The 16,618-nt window shown below is 70.3% G+C and carries 20 protein-coding genes; 16 read left to right on the top strand and 4 right to left on the bottom strand.

The window, feature by feature from the left end:
- Positions 1 to 2 precede the first annotated feature (2 nt).
- From OG207_RS19275 to OG207_RS19260, 4 genes are read left to right on the top strand one after another with little or no spacing between them, the layout of a single operon-like run.
- Complete coding sequence (locus tag OG207_RS19275; protein ID WP_329099718.1) at positions 3 to 776, top strand: cytochrome c biogenesis CcdA family protein; 774 nt, start codon at positions 3 to 5, stop codon at positions 774 to 776.
- Positions 777 to 789: 13 nt separating this feature from the next.
- Complete coding sequence (resB, locus tag OG207_RS19270; RefSeq protein ID WP_329099717.1) at positions 790 to 2,487, top strand: cytochrome c biogenesis protein ResB; 1,698 nt, start codon at positions 790 to 792, stop codon at positions 2,485 to 2,487.
- Positions 2,484 to 3,572 (top strand): c-type cytochrome biogenesis protein CcsB, encoded by a 1,089-nt coding sequence (gene ccsB / locus OG207_RS19265; RefSeq protein ID WP_328789295.1) that lies wholly within the window; start codon positions 2,484 to 2,486, stop codon positions 3,570 to 3,572. Before resB ends, ccsB begins: the two co-directional genes overlap by 4 nt.
- Before the next feature lie 25 nt (positions 3,573 to 3,597).
- Positions 3,598 to 4,101, top strand: coding sequence for an SRPBCC domain-containing protein (locus tag OG207_RS19260; protein WP_329099716.1), 504 nt, complete (start codon positions 3,598 to 3,600; stop codon positions 4,099 to 4,101).
- Positions 4,102 to 4,105: 4 nt separating this feature from the next.
- On the opposite strand, the gene OG207_RS19255 is transcribed toward OG207_RS19260, so the two are convergent.
- Positions 4,106 to 4,570 carry a MarR family winged helix-turn-helix transcriptional regulator gene (locus OG207_RS19255; protein WP_329099715.1) on the bottom strand — a complete coding sequence of 155 codons (465 nt, stop codon included), beginning with the start codon at positions 4,568 to 4,570 and terminating at the stop codon, positions 4,106 to 4,108.
- A gap of 97 nt (positions 4,571 to 4,667) precedes the next feature.
- Here OG207_RS19255 and OG207_RS19250 point away from each other — a divergent pair, with 97 nt between their 5' ends.
- Positions 4,668 to 5,033: a cupin gene (locus tag OG207_RS19250; protein ID WP_329099714.1), complete on the top strand. Its 366-nt coding sequence runs from the start codon at positions 4,668 to 4,670 to the stop codon at positions 5,031 to 5,033.
- Positions 5,034 to 5,065: 32 nt separating this feature from the next.
- Here the strand turns inward: OG207_RS19250 and OG207_RS19245 are convergent, their stop codons facing one another.
- Positions 5,066 to 5,377 carry a PLD nuclease N-terminal domain-containing protein gene (locus OG207_RS19245; protein WP_329099713.1) on the bottom strand — a complete coding sequence of 104 codons (312 nt, stop codon included), beginning with the start codon at positions 5,375 to 5,377 and terminating at the stop codon, positions 5,066 to 5,068.
- A 92-nt stretch (positions 5,378 to 5,469) separates the two neighbouring features.
- Between OG207_RS19245 and OG207_RS19240 the strand changes: the two genes are divergently transcribed.
- Genes OG207_RS19240 through OG207_RS19225 form a run of 4 tightly spaced genes read left to right on the top strand, consistent with a single transcriptional unit; the run spans position 5,470 to position 8,463 of the window.
- Positions 5,470 to 6,927, top strand: a complete 1,458-nt coding sequence (locus OG207_RS19240) for a menaquinone biosynthesis decarboxylase (protein ID WP_329099712.1) — start codon at positions 5,470 to 5,472, stop codon at positions 6,925 to 6,927.
- Positions 6,924 to 7,391, top strand: coding sequence for a hypothetical protein (locus tag OG207_RS19235; protein WP_329099711.1), 468 nt, complete (start codon positions 6,924 to 6,926; stop codon positions 7,389 to 7,391). Before OG207_RS19240 ends, OG207_RS19235 begins: the two co-directional genes overlap by 4 nt.
- Positions 7,388 to 8,311: a menaquinone biosynthesis prenyltransferase MqnP gene (gene mqnP / locus OG207_RS19230; protein ID WP_329099710.1), complete on the top strand. Its 924-nt coding sequence runs from the start codon at positions 7,388 to 7,390 to the stop codon at positions 8,309 to 8,311. Before OG207_RS19235 ends, mqnP begins: the two co-directional genes overlap by 4 nt.
- 26 nt (positions 8,312 to 8,337) lie before the next feature.
- A complete protein-coding gene (locus tag OG207_RS19225) occupies positions 8,338 to 8,463 on the top strand; it encodes a hypothetical protein (RefSeq protein ID WP_329099709.1) in 126 nt (41 codons plus the stop codon).
- On the opposite strand, the gene OG207_RS19220 is transcribed toward OG207_RS19225, so the two are convergent.
- The gene (locus OG207_RS19220) at positions 8,453 to 9,061 is read right to left on the bottom strand and encodes a rhomboid family intramembrane serine protease (RefSeq protein WP_329099708.1); all 609 of its coding nucleotides are present in this window, start codon (positions 9,059 to 9,061) and stop codon (positions 8,453 to 8,455) included. The two genes, OG207_RS19225 and OG207_RS19220, sit on opposite strands and share 11 nt — an antisense overlap.
- A gap of 86 nt (positions 9,062 to 9,147) precedes the next feature.
- Between OG207_RS19220 and OG207_RS19215 the strand changes: the two genes are divergently transcribed.
- The gene (locus OG207_RS19215) at positions 9,148 to 9,837 is read left to right on the top strand and encodes a UbiX family flavin prenyltransferase (protein WP_329099707.1); all 690 of its coding nucleotides are present in this window, start codon (positions 9,148 to 9,150) and stop codon (positions 9,835 to 9,837) included.
- Here the strand turns inward: OG207_RS19215 and OG207_RS19210 are convergent.
- A complete protein-coding gene (locus OG207_RS19210) occupies positions 9,834 to 9,971 on the bottom strand; it encodes a hypothetical protein (protein WP_329099706.1) in 138 nt (45 codons plus the stop codon). The genes OG207_RS19215 and OG207_RS19210 overlap by 4 nt on opposite strands.
- A gap of 122 nt (positions 9,972 to 10,093) precedes the next feature.
- On the opposite strand from OG207_RS19210, the gene OG207_RS19205 reads away from it, so the two are divergent.
- From OG207_RS19205 to OG207_RS19180, 6 genes are all read left to right on the top strand, one after another.
- The gene (locus OG207_RS19205) at positions 10,094 to 10,549 is read left to right on the top strand and encodes an Lrp/AsnC family transcriptional regulator (protein WP_030388096.1); all 456 of its coding nucleotides are present in this window, start codon (positions 10,094 to 10,096) and stop codon (positions 10,547 to 10,549) included.
- Positions 10,550 to 10,609: 60 nt separating this feature from the next.
- On the top strand, positions 10,610 to 11,773 hold the full coding sequence (gene mqnE / locus OG207_RS19200; protein ID WP_327383866.1) for an aminofutalosine synthase MqnE: 1,164 nt from the start codon (positions 10,610 to 10,612) through the stop codon (positions 11,771 to 11,773).
- A gap of 100 nt (positions 11,774 to 11,873) precedes the next feature.
- Positions 11,874 to 12,398, top strand: a complete 525-nt coding sequence (locus OG207_RS19195; protein ID WP_329099705.1) for a GNAT family N-acetyltransferase — start codon at positions 11,874 to 11,876, stop codon at positions 12,396 to 12,398.
- Between the two features lie 161 nt (positions 12,399 to 12,559).
- Positions 12,560 to 12,832 (top strand): DUF4229 domain-containing protein, encoded by a 273-nt coding sequence (locus tag OG207_RS19190; protein ID WP_402695702.1) that lies wholly within the window; start codon positions 12,560 to 12,562, stop codon positions 12,830 to 12,832.
- A 370-nt stretch (positions 12,833 to 13,202) separates the two neighbouring features.
- A complete protein-coding gene (locus tag OG207_RS19185; RefSeq protein WP_328789282.1) occupies positions 13,203 to 14,522 on the top strand; it encodes a dicarboxylate/amino acid:cation symporter in 1,320 nt (439 codons plus the stop codon).
- 163 nt (positions 14,523 to 14,685) lie between these two features.
- Positions 14,686 to 16,590 carry an SMI1/KNR4 family protein gene (locus OG207_RS19180; protein WP_329099703.1) on the top strand — a complete coding sequence of 635 codons (1,905 nt, stop codon included), beginning with the start codon at positions 14,686 to 14,688 and terminating at the stop codon, positions 16,588 to 16,590.
- The last annotated feature ends 28 nt before the right edge of the window (positions 16,591 to 16,618 follow it).

The raw sequence follows: 16,618 nt of genomic DNA, 5'->3' as shown, positions 1-16,618 counted from the left end.
TCGTGGTCGAGTACGTCCTCGCCGCCGAGGCCACGGGTGTGAACGAGACGGTCCTGAACGGCGCACTGCTGCTGGCGATGCCGATCGCGCTCCTCGCGGGACTCGTCTCCTTCTTCTCGCCCTGCGTCCTGCCGCTGGTCCCCGGCTACCTCTCCTACGTGACCGGCGTCAGCGGCGCCGACCTCGCCGAGGCCCGCCGCGGGCGGATGCTGGCGGGTGCGCTGCTGTTCATCGCCGGCTTCACCGCCGTCTTCGTCTCCACCGGCGCGCTCTTCGGCTACTTCGGCCAGACCCTCCGGGAGAACACCGACATCATCTCCCGCGTCCTGGGCGGCGTGGTGATCCTCATGGGCCTCTTCTTCATGGGAGCGATCCCCGGCCTGACGATGCGGGAGTTCCGCTTCCACCGGAAGCCGACGGCGGGCCTGCTCGGCGCTCCGCTGCTCGGCGTGCTCTTCGGCGTCGGCTGGACCCCCTGCATGGGCCCGACCCTCGCCGCCGTCAGCACGCTCTCCCTCGATCAGGCGAGCGCCGGCCGCGGCGCCCTGCTGACGGTCGTCTACTGCCTGGGCCTCGGCGTGCCCTTCATCATCGCCGCGATCGCCTTCCGCAAGGCGCTCGGTGCATTCGGCTGGGTGAAGCAGCACTATGCATGGGTGATGCGCATCGGCGGAGGCATGCTGGTCCTCACCGGCCTGCTGCTCGTCACAGGTTTGTGGGACAGCATCGTCGGTGACATGCGGAGCTGGACCCAAGGCTTCACGGTGGGGATCTGAGGAACCGACGGACATGAGTACGACAGACAAAGCGCCCACCGAGGCATCGCCCGAGCCCGCACCGGCGGACCCCGCCGAGACCGCGGCCGGCTCCCAGCTCTCCACCGCACCCGTCGAGGACAGCGGTCCCGTCGGCATCGGCGTGATCGGCTGGGCCCGCTGGTTCTGGCGGCAGCTCACCTCCATGCGGGTGGCGCTGATCCTGCTCTTCCTGCTGTCCCTGGGCGCCATCCCCGGCTCCCTCGTCCCGCAGACCAACGTCGACGCGATGAAGGTCGCCGAATGGAAGCGGGACAACCCGTCCTACGTCGGCGTCGCGGAGGCGTTCCAGCTCTTCGACGTCTACAGCTCGGTGTGGTTCTCCGCGATCTACCTGCTGCTGTTCATCTCGCTGATCGGCTGCATCGTCCCGCGCGCCTGGCAGTTCGTCGGCCAGCTCCGCGGCCGCCCGCCGGCCGCCCCCAAGCGGCTCGACCGGCTGCCGGCCCACACCACCTGGCGCACCGACAGGACCCCCGACGAGGTCCTCTCGTACGCGAGGACGCTGCTCGGCGGGAAGCGCTTCCGCATCGAGGCGGGCAACGGCCACGTTGCCGCGGAGAAGGGCTACCTCCGCGAGGCCGGGAACCTGATCTTCCACGTCGCGCTGATCGTGATGCTGGTGGCCTTCGCCTGGGGCCAGTACTTCAAGTCCGAGGGCGGCAAGCTGGTCCTGCGCGGCACCGGCTTCTCGAACACGCTCACCCAGTACGACGACTTCAAGCCCGGCACGCTCTTCCACCCGGACGACCTGCCGCCGTTCAGCTTCACGCTGGACCGCTTCGACGCCACCTACGAGATGACCGGGCCGCAGCGGGGCACCCCGCGCGACTTCAAGGCGTACGTCACCCTCAGCGAGGGCGCCCACGGAACGCCGCAGAAGCGCGAGATCCAGGTCAACAAGCCCCTGGAGATCGAGGGGTCCAAGGTCTACCTGCTCGGCCACGGCTACGCGCCGATCCTCTCGGTGACCGACCCCACCGGGAAGGTGATCTTCAAGGACGCCGTCCCGGTGCTCCCGCAGGACGCCAACCTCACCTCCACCGGAGCCGTCAAGGTCACCGACGGATACAAGGACAAGGACGGCAAGAAGGAGCAGCTCGGCTTCAACGCGGTCTTCGTGCCGAGCTTCGCCGGCGAGGGCATGGGGACGATGTTCTCGCAGTTCCCCGCCCTCCTGAACCCGCAGCTGATGCTCAACGCCTGGCACGGCAGCCTCGGCGTGGACTCGGGTCTGCCGCAGAACGTCTACCGGCTCGACACCTCCAAGATGGAGATGTTCAAGGACGAGTCGGGCCAGCAGTTCAAGCAGAAGCTGGCGCCCGGCGACACGATGACCCTGCCGAACGGCGCGGGCACCGTGAAGTTCGAGGGCATCGAGCGCTGGGCCACCTTCTCCGTCACCCACCAGCCCGGCAGCGGCCTGGCCCTCGCGGGTGCGATCGCCGCCATCGCGGGCCTGGCCGGATCGCTGTTCATCCAGCGCCGCCGGATCTGGGTGCGCGCGGTGGCGGGCAAGGACGGCGTGACCGTCGTGGAGATGGCGGGCCTGGGCCGCAGCGAGTCCGCCAAGCTCCCGGAGGAGTTGGCGGACCTCGCCGCCACGCTGCACCAGCAGGCGCCCACGGCGTCTGATCCTGTTGAAGAAACCCTTGAAGGAGAGCGCGAATGACGCCGCTCGCAGCCGCAGCCAACGAGAGCCTGGCTGAGATCAGCAACTACCTGATCTATTCGTCGATGGCGGTCTACATGCTCGCCTTCTTCGCGCACATCGCCGAGTGGACCTTCGGCAGCCGCAGCAAGGTGGGGCGCACGGCCGCCGCGCTGACCGGCGCCGGCGCCGACGCGGCCGCGGCCCCGGCCGTGCAGGTGCGCGGCAAGGGCGGCGCCACCGCCGTACTGGATCGGCCCAAGGTCACCACCCGTTCCGCCGCCGGCACCCGCGACGTCCCGGACGGCCCCGGCGCCGCCGGCGGCACCGTGCAGGGCGACCTGTACGGGCGGATCGCGGTTTCGCTGACCGCGCTCGCCTTCCTCGTGGAGGCGGCCGGGGTGGTCGCCCGCGCCCTGTCGGTGCAGCGTGCCCCCTGGGGCAACATGTACGAGTTCTCGATCACCTTCTCCACGGTGGCCGTCGGCGCGTACCTGGTGCTGCTCGCCCTGAAGAAGAACGTCCGCTGGCTCGGCCTGATCCTCGTCACCACGGTCCTGCTGGACCTCGGCATCGCCGTCACCTGGCTCTACACCGACAGCGACCAGCTGGTCCCGGCCCTGCACTCGTACTGGCTGTGGATCCACGTCTCCACCGCGATCTTCTGCGGCGCCGTCTTCTACATCGGCGCCGCGGGCGCGGTCCTCTACCTCTTCCGGGACTCCTACGAGAGCCAGCTGGAGGCCGGCCGCACACCGGGCAAGTTCCGCACCTCGGTGCTGGAGCGGCTGCCCTCGGCGGCCTCCCTCGACAAGTTCTCGTACCGCATCAACGCGGCCGTCTTCCCGCTGTGGACCTTCACGATCATCGCGGGCGCGATCTGGGCCGGCGACGCCTGGGGCCGCTACTGGGGCTGGGACCCCAAGGAGGTCTGGTCCTTCGTCACCTGGGTGGCCTACGCCTGCTACCTGCACGCCCGCGCCACCGCCGGCTGGAAGGGCCGCAAGGCCGCCTACCTGGCGCTCTTCGCCTTCGCCTGCTGGATCTGGAACTACTACGGCGTGAACATCCTGCTCAGCGGCAAGCACTCGTACGCGGGCGTCTGACCGGCGGGAGTGGGACGCTGGTGGCATGTCCCTCGTGAGTCATGCCACCAGCGAGCAGCGCGGCGAGGACCACTGGCTGCTCCGCTTCGAACTGCACCTGCCGCACGCCTACGCCGGCCTGTGGCCCGCCGTGACCACACCCGACGGGCTGCGCGGTTGGCTGGCGGCGGCGGACGTCCTGGAGCGCAGGCTCGGCGGGGCGGTCACGCTGCGCTGGCTGAACACCGGCACCGTGGCGGCCGGGCGGGTCACCGCCTGGGACGTGGAGCGGGTCGCCGAGTACACGGTCACCGAGCACGGGCGGATCCGCTTCCACCTGGAGCCGGTCGGGACCGATTCGACCGTGATCCGGTTCGTGAACGAGCGCGGCGGGACCGAGGACGAGCGCCTGGACTGCCTGGCGGGCTGGCACGAGCACTTCGAGCTGTTGGACGCGGCCCTGGCCGGCCGGCCGGCGGACTGGTCCACCTGGACGGACATCCGCTGGGCGACCCTCCGCGAGGCCTACGCCTCCCTCGCCCGGGCCTAGACCCTCACCACACCGGGCGCAGCGGCGGGAGCGGGCCCTCCCCGTGGAAGGTGCGCACGACCTCCCCGAGGCCCTCGCGCAGGGCGGTGAGGTCGGTGCCACGGCCCAGTTCGGCTTCCAGTTCGTGCAGGATCCGGCCCGCGACGGCGAGATGGTCACGGGCCGCCCGGGTCAGGACCACCAGCTTGCGGCGGCCGCCCCCGGGGTGCGGCTCCCGGCGGACGTAGCCGCGCTTCTCCAGGTCGTCCACGATCTGTCCGGCGGCCTGTTTGGTCACCCCGAGCCGCTCGGCGAGCTCGGTGGCGGTGGCGCCGTCGCCCTGGAGGGCCTGGAAGGCCATGCCGTGCACCGGCCGCAGGTCCGGATAGCCGGCCTCGGCGACGCGCCGGGTGAATTCGCCCAGCAGCGTCTGGAAGCCCAGGCCGAGCAGGAACAGCAGCTCGACGCCCTCGTTCTCGTCTCTCGTCACGCAAACATGGTGACACGGCTGGGTCAAGCTGCTTTACTCGCTAGAAGTAAAGCAGCTTTACTCGCATGCCACGAGAAGACGAGGACCCGCCTTGCACGTGATCAGCGCTTCCCCCGAGAATGTCACCGCCACCCCCAACGCCACCATGACCGGCTTCGCCGCCCCCAGCCGCGGCAGCTCCGAGCTCAGCAGCTGGCACGTGGCCATGCCCGCCGGCAGCACCGGCCCCGAGCACTCCGTCAGCCGCGAGCAGGTGTGGACCCTGACCGCCGGCTCCCTGGAGGTCACCTGCGCCGGCCGCATCGAGAAGGTGGCCGCCGGCCAGACCCTCGTCCTGCCCCCGGACGCACTGCGCCGCATCCACGCCGCCGAGGCCTTCGAGGCCCACGTCGTGATGCGCGCGGACGGCGTGGCCTCGGTCCCGGGGGAGGAGGGCACCCGCGTACTGCCGTGGGCCCGCTAGGCCGCCCACCTCGCGGACCCGGAGGGGAGGGCCTAGCCCTGGCCCTGGTCCTTGTCCTGGTCCTTGTCCTTCTTCTCCTGATCGTCGCGCAGCGACTTCAGGAACTCCGGGTTGTCGTCGGGCGCCACCCACTGCGCCCGGCGCGTCCGGTTCCCGCCCGCGGCCACCCGGTCCTTGCCCGCGAACAGCCACACGACCGGCCCCACGATGGAGAAGAGCAGGATGATGATCACCCAGACCACCTTGGGGAGGTGCTTGACCTCCGGCTCCGGAGTGTTCAGGCAGTCGATGAAGGCGTAGATGGTCAGCGCGAGGATCAGCAGGAACGGCAGATAGCGCAGCACGGTGTGGGACCGACTCCCAGGTCAGTGACGGGGGGCCCGCGTCAGGGCCCCGGTGACGCCTCCAGGGTAGTTGGTGACGGATACTGACCCCTATGGCTTACGACGATCTCCGCTCGCTGCTCCGGGCTCTGGAGCGAGAGGGCGACCTCAAGCGCATCAAGGCCGAAGTCGACCCGTACCTGGAGGTCGGGGAGATCGTCGACAGAGTGAACAAGGCGGGGGGTCCGGCGCTCCTCTTCGAGAACGTCAGGGGCTCGGCGATGCCGCTGGCCATGAACGTCTTCGGCACCGACCGCCGCCTTCTGAAGGCCCTCGGCCTCAAGTCGTACGGCGAGATCAGCGAGAAGATCGGCGGCCTGCTGAAGCCGGAGCTCCCGCAGGGCTTCATCGGCGTCCGCGAGGCCTTCGGCAAGCTCGGCTCGATGGTGCACGTGCCGCCGAAGAAGGTGAAGGGCGACTCCGCGCCCGTCCAGGAGGTCGTCCTCACCGGCGACGACGTGGACCTCGACCAGCTCCCGGCCCTCTTCACCTGGCCCAAGGACGGCGGCGACTTCTTCAACCTCGGCCTGACCCACACCAAGCACCCCGAGACCGGCGTGCGCAACCTCGGCCTCTACCGGCTCCAGCGCCACGACAAGCGCACCATCGGCATGCACTGGCAGATCCACAAGGACAGCCGCAACCACTACGCCGTCGCCGCGGCGAAGGGCGAGCGGCTGCCGGTCGCGATCGCCTTCGGCTGCCCGCCCGCGGTGACGTACGCGTCCACCGCGCCGCTGCCGGGCGACATCGACGAGTACCTCTTCGCCGGCTTCGTCGCGGGCAAGCGGATCGAGATGGTCGACTGCAAGACGGTCCCGCTCCAGGTCCCGGCCAACGCGGAGGTCGTGATCGAGGGCTGGCTGGAGCCCGGCGAGATGCTCCCGGAGGGTCCCTTCGGCGACCACACCGGCTTCTACACCCCGCAGGAGCCCTTCCCGGCCCTGAAGATCGACTGCGTGACGATGCGCAAGCGTCCGCTCATCCAGTCGATCGTCGTCGGCCGGCCGCCGACCGAGGACGGCCCCCTCGGCCGCGCGACGGAGCGGTTCTTCCTGCCCCTGCTCAAGATCATCGTGCCGGACATCGTGGACTACCACCTCCCGGAATCGGGCGGCTTCCACAACTGCGCGATCGTCTCGATCGACAAGAAGTACCCGAAGCACGCCCAGAAGGTCATGCACGCCATCTGGGGCGCGCACATGATGTCGCTGACCAAGCTGATCATCGTGGTCGACAAGGACTGCGACGTCCACGACCTGCACGAGGTTTCCTGGCGGGCGCTGGGCAACACCGACTACTCCCGCGACCTCACCGTCGTCGAGGGGCCGGTCGACCACCTGGACCACGCCTCGTACCAGCAGTTCTGGGGCGGCAAGGCGGGCATCGACGCCACCAAGAAGCTGCCCGAGGAGGGCTACACCCGCGACGGCGGCTGGCCCGACATGGTCGAGTCCGACCCGGACACCGCCGCCCTGGTGGACCGACGCTGGAAGGAGTACGGCCTGTGAGCCCCATCGTGGTCGGAGGTCCCGAGCTCTTCCTCGGCACCGGCGGCGTCTACGTGGCCCTGCTGCGCCCGGAGATTGACCCGGCTGACCCGGGCGTGCGGCAGGCCGCCGAGCAGGCGGGCGTCTCGCCCGAGGAGTTCGCCGGACCCGGCGACGTCTGGGCGCTGATGTACGAGGACGGCTCCGGCTACGGCGAGTTCGAGCTCCCCGGTGCCCGGGACGTCGAGGCGGACGGCTTCGCGGAGCAGCTCCAGGCCGCCTTGGCATCGGGTGAGCCGTTCGCGGTCGAGGCCGGGGACTTCCTGCGCATCGACGCCGGCCCGGCGGCCGACGCCTGGCGGCTGACCGTGCACGTCACCCCGCCCGAGGACAGCGACGGCGCCCCGCACACCCTCGACCTGGGCCCGCTCCCCGCCGCGGAACTGCTGGCCGACCTCGAAGACTTCCGGAGAGCCCTCGCATGATGACGACCGCCGACGAGGTGATCGGGCGGGACCCGGCGCCACAGCCGACCGGCAAGGTCAAGGCGTTCCTGAGACTCGTACTGATTGAGCACTCGGTCTTCGCGCTGCCCTTCGCCTACATCGCGGCGTTCACCGCCATGTTCCAGCTCGACCGGCGCGTCCACTGGGGCGTCCTGCTGCTCGTCACCATCTGCATGGTGGGGCTGCGGACCTTCGCGATGGCCGCCAACCGGATCATCGACCGCGAGATCGACGCCCGTAACCCGCGGACGGCCGGCCGTGAACTGGTCACCGGCGCGGTGTCGGTCCGCGCGGCCTGGACCGGGGCCGGGATCGCGCTCCTGGTCTTCCTCGGCTCGGCGGCGCTGCTGAACCCGCTGTGCCTGGCGCTCGCGCCGGTCGCCGTGATCCCGATGGTGGTCTATCCGTACGGCAAGCGGTTCACGAACTTCCCGCACGCCATCCTCGGGCTGGCCCAGGCGATGGGCCCGGTCGGGGCCTGGCTCGCGGTCACCGGCGAGTGGTCCTGGGACGCGGTCCTCCTGGGCCTGGCGGTGGGCGTGTGGATCGGCGGCTTCGACCTGATCTTCGCCTGCCAGGACGTGGCCGCCGACCGTGCGGAGGGCGTCAAGTCCGTCCCGGCCCGCTTCGGGGTCCCGGCCGCCCTCTGGGGCGCGCGCGCCGCGCACGTCGTGACCACGGCCCTGCTGGCCTGGTACGCGCTGGCGACCGACGCGGGCGTGCTGTTCTGGACCGGTCTGGCGGTCGTCGTCGCCGCCTTCCTCTACGAGCACACGATCGTCAAGCCGCACGACCTGTCCCGCCTGAACCGGGCCTTCTTCACGGTCAACGGCTTCATCGGCATCGCCCTGTTCGTGTGCGCCCTGGCCGATCTGGTGGTCCGCGGTCTGACCGTGTAGGTATCGTCCGGCCCACCATCACGTGCGTGAACAGGGAGGCCGGCATGCACGACCCGGACGCCGACGGCCCGCCCTCCCGGCTCAGCCGCTTCGAGGACATGTTCCCGGGGCACCGGACGGAGCTGGTTGAGGGCGCCGTCGTCAGCCCGTGAGGGCCGGCTGCCGGCGGGCCGGGCGGCGGTAGTACAGGGCGGTGACGACGCCCGCGACGAGGCCGATGAGGTGGGCGTACCAGGCGATGCCGGGGTCCGTGGGGAGGATGCCCAGGAGGGCCGTGCTGCCCCAAAGACCGCCGACGACCAGGCCCACCGCCGCGTTCAGCGGCTTGCGCTCGACGAAGCCGCGGACGACCACGTAGCCGAAGAGGCCGAAGACCAGGCCCGAGGCGCCGGCCCCGACGGTGTGCGGCGGGGCGATCAGCCAGCAACCGATCCCGACGGCGGCTATGTTCAGGGCGCTCACGGCCAGGAAGCGGCGGATGCCGCTGAGGGCGGCGATGAAGCCGAGGACGAGCAGCGGCAGGCTGTTGGACGCGACGTGGTCGAAGCCGAAGTGCAGGAAGGGGTGGGCGACGATGCCGACCAGCCGGTCGGGGTCGCGGGCGACGATCCCGTACTGGTCGAGGGCGTGGCCGGTGGCGTGGTCGACGGCCTCCAGGGCCCACAGCAGGGCCACCCAGCCCAGCATCAGCTTGGCCGCCGCCCCGGCCCGGTCGGCCTGCGTCCAGCTCTGTTCCACCGTCGTGCTCATCTTTGCCCCCTCGCCGCGTCCCGTCAGGGGAACGTCCCGACACCTTACTGAGTGCCCATCGGTGGTGGCCGGATAGTCTCGGAGGTATGACTGAGCGCAAGCGCACCCCGTGGGTGGTCGGGGTTTCCGGGGCGTCCGGGACGCCGTACGCGGCGGCGGTGCTCCGCGGGCTGCTGGCCGCGGGGGAGAGTGTCGACCTGGTGGTGAGCCGCGCCTCGCGCCTCACCCTGCTGGACGAGACGGGGATCGCCTTCCGTGACGCCCACTGGCGCGAGGACCTGGGGGAGTGGCTGGGGCGCGGAGCCGACGGGAAGCCGGGGACCTTCGCGCGGCCGGAACTGGACGACGTCCGGTACTGGGGTGCGGGGGACCTGGCGGCGGGCCCGAGTTCGGGCTCGTATCCGGTCAAGGGAATGCTCGTCGTCCCCGCGTCCACGGCCTGTGTGGCGGGGGTGGCGCTCGGACTGTCGAAGGACCTGCTCCAGCGCGTGGCGAGCGTGACGCTCAAGGAGCGGCGCCGGCTGGTGGTCGCGGTGCGGGAGACCCCGCTGAACGGGCAGACGCTGCGGCATCTGGTGGCGCTGGACGAGGCGGGCGCGATCGTGCTGCCCGCCTCTCCGGCGTTCTATGCGGGTGCGACGCACATCCAGGATCTGGTGGACTTCGTCGCGGGGCGGGTGCTGGACGCGGCAGGGGTGCCGCACCAGCTGTACCGCCGCTGGGAGGGGGAGCTGGGAGGCTCCCGTACTCCCCGGGAGGCAAGCGCCGGTGACTAGGCCTTCTTCTTGCGGCCGAGCGGCTTGCGGGCCTTGTCGACGCGGAGGGCGGCGGCGGGCTGGTGGGCACGGGATCGGTTGGCCAGCTCCTGGAGCTCCCGCATGTGTGCGTAGGCCATCTCGATCGTGAACACGGTGAACCACTCCAAAGATCGTCATTGATCAGCGATAAGATTTCACAGGGTGTTGACCCTGTGTGCCTTAGATTCTATACCTAGACTTGCAGGATCGCCGAATAATGGAAGGCTCCACGTAAATGGACACGGTGGACAGGCAGCTCATCCAGGCACTCCGGGAAAACGGTCGTGCCTCGTACGCGGAGCTGGGCCGTCTCGTGGGCCTCTCCGGCCCCAGCGTCACCGACCGCATCAACCGGCTGGAGACGGCCGGCGTCATCACCGGCTACCGCGCGACGGTGGACTCGCGTTCGCTCGGCCTCGGTGTCACGGCGCTGATCGGACTCTCCATGTCCGATGCCGCGGACCACGAGGACGTGGCCCGGCGGCTGCGCGACCTCGCGGAGATCGAGGACTGCTGGTTCATCGCGGGCGACGACTCCTTCATGCTGAAGGTGCGCGCCAACGACGTGGACGGCCTGGAGAAGATCATTCGCAGGCTCTCCGGTACCAAGGGCGTCTCGCGCACCCGGACCACCATCGTGCTCTCCACCAAGTGGGAGAACCGGGTCGGGGAACTTCCCGAGGAAGCCTGAGAGTACGGTTGACCAGGGTTCGCAGGACAGGCAGAGGCATCTAGAGGAGGCGACCGGCACATGGACGCTGGGCTCAAGCGTGAGCTGGAGGAGAAGGTCCGCTCCGGCGAGCGGCTGACCCGTGAGGACGGCATCGCCCTCTACGAGTCGGACGACCTGGCCTGGCTCGGTGGCCTCGCCCACGAGGTGCGCACGCGCAAGAACGGTGACGTCGTCCACTTCAACGTCAACCGGCACCTCAACATGACGAACGTGTGCACCGCCTCGTGCGCGTACTGCTCGTTCCAGCGCAAGCCGGGCGAGAAGGACGCGTACACGATGCGCATCGAGGAGGCCGTGCGCCTGGCCAAGGCCATGGAGAACGACAACCTCACCGAGCTGCACATCGTCAACGGTCTGCACCCGAACCTGCCGTGGCGCTACTACCCGCGCTCGCTCTCCGAGCTGAAGAAGGCGCTGCCGAACGTCTCGCTGAAGGCGTTCACAGCGACCGAGATCCACCACTTCGAGACGATCTCGGGGATGTCGGCCTCCGACATCCTCGACGAGCTGATCGAGGCCGGCCTGGAGTCGCTCACCGGTGGTGGCGCGGAGATCTTCGACTGGGAGGTCCGGCAGCACATCGTCGACCACCGCACCCACTGGGAGGACTGGTCGCGCATCCACCGGCTCGCGCACGAGAAGGGTCTCAAGACCCCCTCGACCATGCTGTACGGGCACATCGAGGAGCCGCGCCACCGCGTGGACCACGTGCTGCGGCTGCGCGAGCTCCAGGACGAGACCGGCGGCTTCCAGGTCTTCATCCCGCTGCGGTACCAGCACGACTTCGTGGACATGCAGGACGGCAAGGTGCGAAACAAGCTCCAGGCGCGCACGACGATGGCGACCGGCGCCGAGGCGCTGAAGACCTTCGCCGTCTCGCGACTGCTCTTCGACAACGTGCCGCACGTCAAGGTCTTCTGGGTGATGCACGGCGTGCAGACCGCCCAGCTCGCGCTGCAGCACGGCGCGGACGACATGGACGGCTCGGTCGTCGAGTACAAGATCACGCACGACGCGGACAACTACGGCACCCCCAACAAGCTGGGCCGTGACGATCTTCTGGACCTGATCCGGGAAGCGGGCTTCCGCCCGGTCGAGCGCAACACGCGCTACGAGATCATCCGCGAGTACCCCGGCCCGGACGCGAACCTGCGCGAGACCCCGCAGGCTATGCGCGTCTGACGCCTCGTCCGACCCGTACCAGGTGAGTGGAACCCCGGCCCGTGGGCCGGGGTTCGGCTTTTTCTGGACGAGCCGATCGAGTAATAGATAAACTTCCTCGATGGCCCTTACCTTCACCCTGGATCCGGTGGTCGACCCCTCCCTGCGCGAGGGGATCCTGACGCTGTGGGCCGACGTCTCCAACGCGGGGGGCGCCGTCGGCTTCGTGCCCCCGGTCACCCCCGACGACATCCGCCCCTCGCTCGACCGGCACCTCGCCGGCGTCGCCGACGGGAGCTGCCGCCTGCTGGTCGGGCACGACGGGGACGGGGCGGTCGCCGCGACCGCGTTCCTCGCCCTCAACGCGCACCGGCTCCAGCTCCACTGGCTGTGGGCCTACACGGTGATGGTCCATCCGCGGCACCAGGGCAAGGGGTGCGGGCGCGAGCTGATGGCCCGGACCGAAGCCGCGGCCCGCTCCATCGAGGGCATCGACGCGATCCGCCTCGGCTGCCGCGGCGGTCTCGGCCTGGAGCACTTCTACGCCTCCTGCGGCTACAAGGAGGTCGGCCGCGTCCCCGGCGCTGTCCGGGTGGCCCCGGGCGACGACCGCGACGACATCACGATGCTGCTGCCGCTGCACTGACGTGCGGCCGGGCCCGCCGTCGGGCCCGCCGCCGGACCCCGGAGGGCGGGGGGCGGGTTCCGGCGTGCTTCACTGGACGGGCACCAGCCGCCGCAGACCACGACGAGAGAGAAGGGGTCACCGTGTCCCTCAAGCCGAGCGCAACGATCCGCTACACCGCGATGCGCCTGGGCATCTTCGTCGGATGCCTCGTGGCCGTCGCGGGCCTCGTCCGGCTCGGCTGGGTGCCCGCAGGGCTCGGGGAGGCCAACGTCGCCTGGGTCGTGCTGCTCGCCATCGTGATCTCCGCCCCGCTCTCCTTCGTCCTCCTGCGCAAGCAGCGCGACGAGATGTCCACGCAGATCTCCGGGCGCGTCGCGGGTGCGAAGGAGCGGCTCGCCGCGAACCGCAGCCAGGAGGACCAGGCTGACGACGCGGCGCGCGTCACCTCATAACGCCGCAGTTGGCTTCATCACACATCGAACCGCCCCAGCACCGGGTATACCGCCCGTAACCGCTGGGGCGGTGGTGTTTTTCGGGTCGGCGCAAGAGGGCCTCGTGCGCCGTTGTCTCAAAGCACCCCTTTGAGATTCCCAAAGGGGGAGTGTTAGCGTGTTCAACATGTTGACCACAGTTGCGCACCCCATGATCACGAGCGTTCCGCTCGCGATGCGCCTGCACGTCGACCTCTGCCGCCGCGCGCCCGCGGCCCGTTGCTGTTGAGCTGAATCGATACAGCAGCCGTCCCGGCCGGCCCTTCTGGCTGCTGCCGCACCGCTTCACCGCAGTACTTCCCCCCCTGTCTTCGTGCGCCACCTCCGGAGAGTGTCCGTGTCCGCGACCCCCCAGGCCCCTGCCAAGGCCTCGTTCAAATTCCCCTTCTGGGCCCAGATCGTCGCCGGTCTCGCCCTCGGTGTCCTCTTCGGCTGGATAGCCCGCAGCTACGACGTCAGCTGGCTCGCCACCACGCTGGAGAAGACCGGCGACCTCTTCGTCCAGCTGCTGAAGCTGGCCATCGCCCCGCTCGTCTTCTTCGCGATCCTGGTGTCGATCACCAACCTGCGGAAGGTGAACAACGCGGCGCGCCTCGCCTCCCGCACCCTCCTCTGGTTCATGATCACCTCGCTGATTGCGGTCGGCATCGGCATCGCCATCGGCCTGCTGACCGACCCCGGTTCCGGCACCGGCCTCACCGCGGCCGACGGCAAAGACCCGAAGAAGACCGGCTCCTGGATCGACTTCCTCACCGGGATCGTGCCGACGGACATCGTCACGCCGTTCACCGAGCTGAAGGTCCTTCAGATCGTCTTCCTGGCCGTCGTCGCCGGTATCGCCGCCCTCCAGCTGGGCGGCAAGGCGAAGCCGGTCCTCGACCTCGCCGAGTCCGCCCTGGAACTGCTCCAGAAGGCCCTGTGGTGGGTCATCCGCCTCGCCCCGATCGGCACCGTCGGCCTCATCGGCACCGCGATCGCCACGTACGGCTGGGACCTGATCGGCAAGTACGCGACCTTCACCGCCGACATCTACATCGGCTGCGCCCTCGTGATGTTCGGCGTCTACCCGCTGCTCCTCGCCACGGTCGCCAAGGTCAGTCCGCTCCAGTTCTTCAAGGGCGCCTGGCCCGCCATCCAGCTGGCCTTCGTCTCCCGCTCCTCGGTCGGCACCATGCCGGTCACCCAGAAGGTCACCGAGCGCCTCGGCGTCCCGAAGGAATATGCCTCGTTCGCCGTCCCGTTCGGCGCCACCACCAAGATGGACGGCTGCGCCGCGATCTACCCGGCCCTCGCCGCCATCTTCATCGCGCAGATCTTCGACGTGCAGCTGGGCATCAAGGAGTACCTGCTCATCGTCTTCGTCTCGGTCATCGGCTCCGCCGCCACGGCCGGTCTGACGGGCGCCACCGTCATGCTGACGCTGACCCTGTCCACCCTGGGCTTGCCGCTCGCCGGCGTCGGCCTGCTGCTGGCCATCGACCCGATCCTGGACATGATGCGCACCGCCACCAACGTGGCCGGCCAGGCCCTGGTCCCGGTCATCGTCGCGGCCCGCGAGGGGATCCTGGACAAGGAGGCCTACGCCTCCGCCTCGGCCTCCCCGCTGGACGAGCCCGCCCCGGCCGCCGAGCCGGTCGCGGTCGCTGCCTGACCCGCACCGCACACGCACACCGCGCACGCACACCGCACACCGCCTGCCGCAGCCCCCGCCCCGACCGGGCGGGGGCTGCGGCGTTCCCGCGTTCCCGCGTTCCCGCGTTCCCGCGACGGCCAGCTCGGGGGCACTGTCAGCGGCGGATGGCAGCATCGGGAGCATGACCAAGACGGATGCGACACCGTTCGACTGGCGCCCGTTCCTGCTCCGTTGGAGCGGGGAGTGGGCGGATTCCCTGCCCGACGACGCCGGACTCAGCAAGGAGGACGAAGCCGCCCGGCAGGATCGGTGGCTGGGGTTCCCGCCCGCGTCCGAAGAGCGGATCGCGGCCCTGGAGGAGCGCCTCGGCCGACGGATGCCCCCGTCGTACCGGGAGTTCCTCGAAGTCAGCGACGGGTGGCGGCACGCCGGCGGGTTCGTCTGGCTGCTGGCGGGGACCGCGGACGTGCGTCGGCACGACAACGAGTCAGGGCTCGCGGACTTGTTCGAGGAGTACCTGGACGACGATGCCGGACCCGACGAGCGGCGGAACGCGGACATCTGGCGGCGCGGGCTCCAGCTCGACGTCGAGTCCGACATCACCCACGTCCTCCTGGACCCCGAGGACGTGGACGAGGACGGCGAGTGGGCCGTCTACACGTGGGCGAGCTGGCGGGGCGAGGCACCCGAGCGGCACGCGAACTTCGCCGAGTTCATGCGGGACATGTACCGGGAGTTCCACAGCCTGCACGCCCGTCCGGTCAACGGGGAGCCGGAGTTCGCCAACGACACGACGCGCGAGCTGGACGCCCTGATGGAGCAGGCCCGACTGGAGGCGCTGCGCGGCGAGTGGGAGCGCGCCGGGCGTCAGCTGGCCGAGGCGAAGGAGTACGGCCGACCGCGGGCCCGTGGACTGGGTGACCAGATGCGCCGCCTGCTGGGACAGAACTACATGGTGTACTTCGAGGACGTGGTGATCGACCCGCGGTACGCGCCCGAGCTGCTGCCGGTACTGGTCGCCGACCACGCGGCCCAGTCGTACAGGGACGACGCCACGCTGGAGTACCACCTGCGGGGAGCCGGCGACGACGTCCTGGCGCAGGCGCACGCGACGCTGGAGCAGGTGCGCGGCGGCACGTACCGGTACACGGCGGCCGGACCGTTCGGGGAAGCGGTCGAGCGGGCCCGGGAGCTGGCGCGGTGGGGCGACACCGACGGGGCGTGGCGGACGCTGCTGGACGCCCTGCCGGTGTGGCAGCCGCCGGGCCCCGACCTCCTGGCGCCGCTGGGGTGGGTGGCCGACCCCCTGCTCGGCGCCCTGCTGACCCCGGAGCGGGGCCGCGAGCTGCTGTCGACCCCCAGGGGCGGGCAGTCGGGTGCGGCGCCGAGCCCGAGCGCCGGCCTCGACCCGGACGGCCTGGCGTGGCTCGCGGACCTGGACCCCCACGGCAGCCTCACGTCCTACCGGTTCGTCCTGGTCGAAGGCGTGGAGCCGGAGGAACTTCCCGGACGCCTCGCGGACGGCGACGGGGCAGTCCTCGGCGCTCCCGTGACCAACGACGAAGCGCGCCTGCGGCAGATCAACGGACAGCGGGAGTTCTCGTCCTACGACGACGAGGCCCACGTCGCGGTCGGCCGGGCCGGTACCCGGTGGAGCTTCGCCTTCGACGGCAACCCTCCGTACTTCGACCCGCAGCGGTTCGTCTCCCCGGCTGCTGCCGCGGCCACCGGCGCGGACACGCGCGCGGTGGTCGTGTGGAACGGTCTGCGGGACTGGCGCGGGGACCCGTTCTTCCACCTGTCCGTGGCACAGGACGGAGCCGAGCAGTACGCGTTCACGTACACGGACGGCGAGGTCCACCGGACCGGGGAGATACCGGGGGCACTGGACCCGGACCGGTTCTTCGGCTCCCGGGAGGACCGCGCCCGGGCGGGACGGTCGCTGATGGAGGCCTTGGCCGGCGAGTTCGGTGTCCGACTGCCGCGCCACGCCCTGACGGTCGGACGGCTGCACACGTTCACCACCCGCTCGTGGCGGCGGCCGCCGGCGAACGGGGAGGGCTACGCCGTGATCAGCATCGGATGACATGCCGTGCGCCGACGGGCGCGGAGCT

This window comes from Streptomyces sp. NBC_01439 (genome assembly GCF_036227605.1).
GTDB lineage: Bacteria > Actinomycetota > Actinomycetes > Streptomycetales > Streptomycetaceae > Streptomyces.
The sequence above is the reverse complement of the archived record's forward strand: the minus strand, read 5'-3'. Positions and strand labels throughout refer to the sequence as shown.

What these genes read in the sequence shown, in the direction of transcription:
- resB (WP_329099717.1), top strand. Translation starts at nt 790, where the DNA reads ATGAGTACGACAGACAAAGCGCCCACCGAGGCATCGCCCGAGCCCGCA.
- ccsB (WP_328789295.1), top strand. Translation starts at nt 2,484, where the DNA reads ATGACGCCGCTCGCAGCCGCAGCCAACGAGAGCCTGGCTGAGATCAGC.
- OG207_RS19260 (WP_329099716.1), top strand. Translation starts at nt 3,598, where the DNA reads ATGTCCCTCGTGAGTCATGCCACCAGCGAGCAGCGCGGCGAGGACCAC.
- OG207_RS19240 (WP_329099712.1), top strand. Translation starts at nt 5,470, where the DNA reads ATGGCTTACGACGATCTCCGCTCGCTGCTCCGGGCTCTGGAGCGAGAG.
- mqnP (WP_329099710.1), top strand. Translation starts at nt 7,388, where the DNA reads ATGATGACGACCGCCGACGAGGTGATCGGGCGGGACCCGGCGCCACAG.
- OG207_RS19220 (WP_329099708.1), bottom strand. Translation starts at nt 9,061, where the DNA reads ATGAGCACGACGGTGGAACAGAGCTGGACGCAGGCCGACCGGGCCGGG.
- OG207_RS19215 (WP_329099707.1), top strand. Translation starts at nt 9,148, where the DNA reads ATGACTGAGCGCAAGCGCACCCCGTGGGTGGTCGGGGTTTCCGGGGCG.
- OG207_RS19205 (WP_030388096.1), top strand. Translation starts at nt 10,094, where the DNA reads ATGGACACGGTGGACAGGCAGCTCATCCAGGCACTCCGGGAAAACGGT.
- mqnE (WP_327383866.1), top strand. Translation starts at nt 10,610, where the DNA reads ATGGACGCTGGGCTCAAGCGTGAGCTGGAGGAGAAGGTCCGCTCCGGC.
- OG207_RS19195 (WP_329099705.1), top strand. Translation starts at nt 11,874, where the DNA reads ATGGCCCTTACCTTCACCCTGGATCCGGTGGTCGACCCCTCCCTGCGC.
- OG207_RS19190 (WP_402695702.1), top strand. Translation starts at nt 12,560, where the DNA reads ATGCGCCTGGGCATCTTCGTCGGATGCCTCGTGGCCGTCGCGGGCCTC.
- OG207_RS19180 (WP_329099703.1), top strand. Translation starts at nt 14,686, where the DNA reads ATGACCAAGACGGATGCGACACCGTTCGACTGGCGCCCGTTCCTGCTC.